The sequence below is a fragment of the Rhodococcus sp. EPR-134 genome, assembly GCF_001647205.1.
Taxonomy (GTDB): domain Bacteria; phylum Actinomycetota; class Actinomycetes; order Mycobacteriales; family Mycobacteriaceae; genus Rhodococcus_F; species Rhodococcus_F qingshengii.
Map to the genome: position 1 here is coordinate 1 of NZ_LVCT01000219.1, position 3766 is coordinate 3766.

The following is a 3766-nucleotide window of genomic DNA, read 5'->3' on the forward strand; positions in this document are numbered from 1 at the left end:
GAAGGGCCTGATCGCGAACGAGGCGGACGGATCCGTCGGCACGTTCGACATGACGCGAGTCGCTCACACCGTCGAAGAACTGAAGCCCATCCTGAACGCCTGGGGTGCGGCGATACCGCAGTCATTGACTGCAGAAGCGATCTACACCGACAAGTTCACCGATCGGTCCATCGGAATCCGCTGAAGGAGCTGACAGCAAATGACTTACGACATGACAGAACTCAACCGCGAGACCCGCATGGGTGGCCTGGGCACGGAGACCACCGACCGCGAGGTCCGAAGAATCGATCTCTCGGATTTCGAGAACCGGCGCAGCGAGATCGCCGAGGAGTTGTGGTCGGCAGCGACCGACATCGGATTCTTCCAAATCGTCAATCACGGGATCGATCTGGACCAGGTCCGCGAGGCCTTCGCGGCGGCCGAGCGATTCTTTGCACTGCCCACCGAGGTCAAAGCGCAGTATCCGCTCAAGAAGGGTTTCAACTCCGGCTGGGAGAGCATGACGCAGGTGCGTCCGTCCATCGGAACACCTGATCAGAAAGAGTCCTATCAGGTGACCCGCCCGCATATGGGTGATCTGTGGCCCACTGCAGACGAATTGGGCGGATTCCGCGAAACGATCCTGGACTTCGAAGCCAAGTGCTGGGGCATTGCGATGGACCTGTTGTCGTGCTTCGCCGAGAAGCTGGGATTCGAACGAGACTTCTTCACCAGGGCACATGACCCGTCGGTGGACACCTACCAGAGCACGCTGCGACTACTCCACTACTTCCCCCTTGCCGCCGACGCAGATGTCGAAGGGATGTGGCGTGCCGGAGCACACACCGATTTCGATTGCCTGACATTGCTTTTCCAGCGTGACGGTCAGGGCGGCTTGCAACTGTGCCCGGGCAAGGAGATGGACACCCAGGAATGGACGTCGGTGGTGCCGGCTGAGGAAGCAATCACCTGCAACATCGGCGACATGCTGATGAGATGGAGTGATGACGTCCTGCCGTCGAATTTTCATCGAGTCAAGAGTCCCGGAGTCACCGACTATCGGGGAGCCCGCTACAGCCTCGCGTTCTTCGCTCAGGCGAACCGCGACGTGACCATCGAGGGGCCGGCGGGCAAGTACCCGCCGATCACTGCCGAGGACTACATCGACCAGCGAGTACGCGCGAACTTCGCGCGTTGATCCGTATCCGTTCCGTCACACACTTTCAGGAGAACTGGCGATGACTACCGCGCCCAAGAACATGACCGACGCGATCATCCGGGACGTGACGTTGTACAGCGGCGGGCAATGGCTGACCGGCCACGACGTCGTCGTCTCGAATGGGGTGGTCGAATCGATCGAGAAGTCGACCGGCACCGCCACACCTGGAAGTGTGGACGGATCGGGGGCGTATCTGATCCCTGGGTTCGTCAACACCCATACGCACCTTCAGCAGTCACTGATGCGTGGGATCGCCGAAGGGACACCGCTTCTCGAATGGCTACTCGCGGTCGCAGAAGAGTCGGTTCAGATCACGCCGGAGCGCGCATACACGGCCACTGTCGCAGCCTCGCTGGAGGCATTGCGCAGCGGTACGACCACCCTGGTCGAACACATGTGGCCGCATCCGTCCAGCGAGGTTCACGACGCTGTGATCCGGGCGTTGCACGACACCGGGATTCGTGCCGTACTGGGACGCGGAACCGCAGACCGGGCGGACAAGACGAGGAAGTGGGGCTTCGATCCGCGGCTCATGCAACCACTCGGAGACGTTCTCGCACATACGGATCAGATGATGCGCGACGTCGCAGGTTCCCGCGTCGACGTGGCAGTCGCGGTACCGAACCCACGTTCGCTGACCCCGGATGGGATGTCGGAAGTGCGTGAGTTCGCGCAGGCTCGCGACCTGACGGTCTCGATTCACCTGCTCGAGACGCAGACCGACAACACGATGTGTACCGAACACGCGGGCATGAACGCGGTCGACTACCTGGATTCCCATGGGTTCTTGTGGGACCGGGTGCTGGCGGTCCACTGCGTCGAACTCGACGACCGTGGTCAGAAGGTGCTGGCGGAGCGCGGCGTCGGAGTGTCGTACAACCCCGTCAGCAACATGCGGCTCGGTAGCGGAATCGCGCCCGTCCCGAGTTTCCTCGACGCGGGGATCGCGGTGGGGTTGGGTGTGGACGGCGCAGCCAGCAACGATACTCAGGACATGCTCGAGACGCTGCGCACCGGCGCCTATGTGCAGCGAGCCGCGCGCGGCCGTGCCGACCTGCTCGGCTTCGAAGCCATGATCGACATCGCATCCGGCGGTGCAAACGCAGCACTCGGTCTGCCGGCCAGGTCCGGCGGGATCTCCGTGGGCGATCCCGCCGACCTCACCATGATTCGGTTCGAACGCGACTTCGGTTGCCTCCCGGTGCGAGATCCGGGTGCGTCCATTCTCACGACGGGCAGTCGTCAGATAGTGGACACGGTGTTGGTTGCGGGCGAGGTCGTGCTCCGCGACGGGCACTCGACTCGCGTCGACGAGGCGGAATTGATCCGCACGCTCAGCGCTTTGTGACTGTGCTCAGTCTTCGCTGATCTCCATCTCGATCAGGACGCGGCGCAACAGCTTTCCGGTGGCGTTGCGGGGAAGTTCGTCGATGAAGACGATCTCGCGGGGAACCTTGTAGCGCGCGAGATTCGACCGGACGTGATCCTTCAGCTCGTCGGAGTTCTGGTCGGCGCCGTGGGCGACGACGACAAAAGCTCGCAGGCGGTGCCCGAAGTCGGCGTCCTCGACTCCGATGACTGCCGCTTCCAAGACGTCCTCTCGATCGGCGAGCAGGTTCTCGACTTCGAGCGGGTAGACGTTCTCGCCACCGGAGACGATCATGTCGTCGTCGCGGCCGTCGACGAAGAGGAGGCCGTTGGCGTCGAAGTGTCCGACGTCGCCGGTCGAGAGAAGTCCGTCGATACGTTCCTTGTCGTGCCCGTCGGTGTATCCCTCGAAGCTCAGCCCGCTGGCGACGAATATCCTGCCGATCGTGTGTGGGGTGGTGATCTTCTTGTTGTTCTCGTCGAACAGTTCGACGTGACAGGTCACCGGAGCGCGGCCCGCGGTTCCCGGCGCAATGGTCAGATCCTCGGGAGTCGCGACCGTGGCCACTGCGACCTCGGTGGATCCGTACAGGTTGTAGAGGACGTACCCGAACGAGGCCGTGACTCGCTTGCACAGGTCGGGTGAGAGTGACGAACCTGCCGAGAAGATGATCTTCAGGTTCGACGTGTCGTACTTGGACAGCACGTCGGGACCGAGGTCGATGATGCGAGTGAGCATCGTCGGGACCACGACCAGGCTGTCGCACTTGTACTGGGCGACAAGCTTGATCGTGTTCTCCGGATCGAACTTTCGATGCATGACGACGGTCTGGCCGAGCGCCAACGCGAGAGCGAACTGCGAGACACCGGTTCCGTGGAAGGCGGGGGCCGCCATCATCATTGTCTGTCCGCGGCGCAACGGCACGCGGTCGAGGAACTGCGCCGACGCGAGAGGGGAGGTGTGGCCACGCGGCGCACCCTTGGGAGTTCCTGTGGTGCCGCTGGTGAGGAGGACGAAGCCACCGTTCTTCTCGGGTGCCGGCACCGACGACGTGGTGCGTCCGGCGATGGCCTCGTCGAGAGTGGCTGCCGTGGAACCGTCAGCGGCTGTGCCCTCTGGCCAGGAACGATAGACGACGACGTCGTCCGGCAAGGCATCGGCGATGTCCGCGAACTCGTCGTCGTAGACGAAGGCGACCA

The 3766-nt window shown here is 62.8% G+C and carries 3 protein-coding genes and 1 pseudogene; 3 read left to right on the plus strand and 1 reads right to left on the minus strand.

Features of this window, described 5'->3' with window-relative positions; translation table 11 throughout:
- The 3 genes and pseudogenes from A2J01_RS09870 to A2J01_RS09880 all read left to right on the plus strand — a co-directional run.
- Positions 1–184, plus strand: a pseudogene (locus tag A2J01_RS09870) (nitrate ABC transporter substrate-binding protein); the annotation flags it as partial.
- 15 nt (positions 185–199) lie between these two features.
- Positions 200–1177 (plus strand): isopenicillin N synthase family dioxygenase, encoded by a 978-nt coding sequence (locus A2J01_RS09875; protein ID WP_003942293.1) that lies wholly within the window; start codon positions 200–202, stop codon positions 1175–1177.
- A 40-nt stretch (positions 1178–1217) separates the two neighbouring features.
- On the plus strand, positions 1218–2546 hold the full coding sequence (locus A2J01_RS09880) for an amidohydrolase family protein (protein ID WP_064075173.1): 1329 nt from the start codon (positions 1218–1220) through the stop codon (positions 2544–2546).
- Between the two features lie 6 nt (positions 2547–2552).
- On the opposite strand, the gene A2J01_RS09885 is transcribed toward A2J01_RS09880, so the two are convergent.
- Positions 2553–3766 (minus strand): AMP-binding protein (locus tag A2J01_RS09885; RefSeq protein WP_064112617.1); only part of this gene is annotated, 1214 nt, incomplete at its 5' end.

Coding starts and splice junctions, on each gene's coding strand:
- A2J01_RS09875 (WP_003942293.1), top strand. CDS start 200: ATGACTTACGACATGACAGAACTCAACCGCGAGACCCGCATGGGTGGC.
- A2J01_RS09880 (WP_064075173.1), top strand. CDS start 1,218: ATGACTACCGCGCCCAAGAACATGACCGACGCGATCATCCGGGACGTG.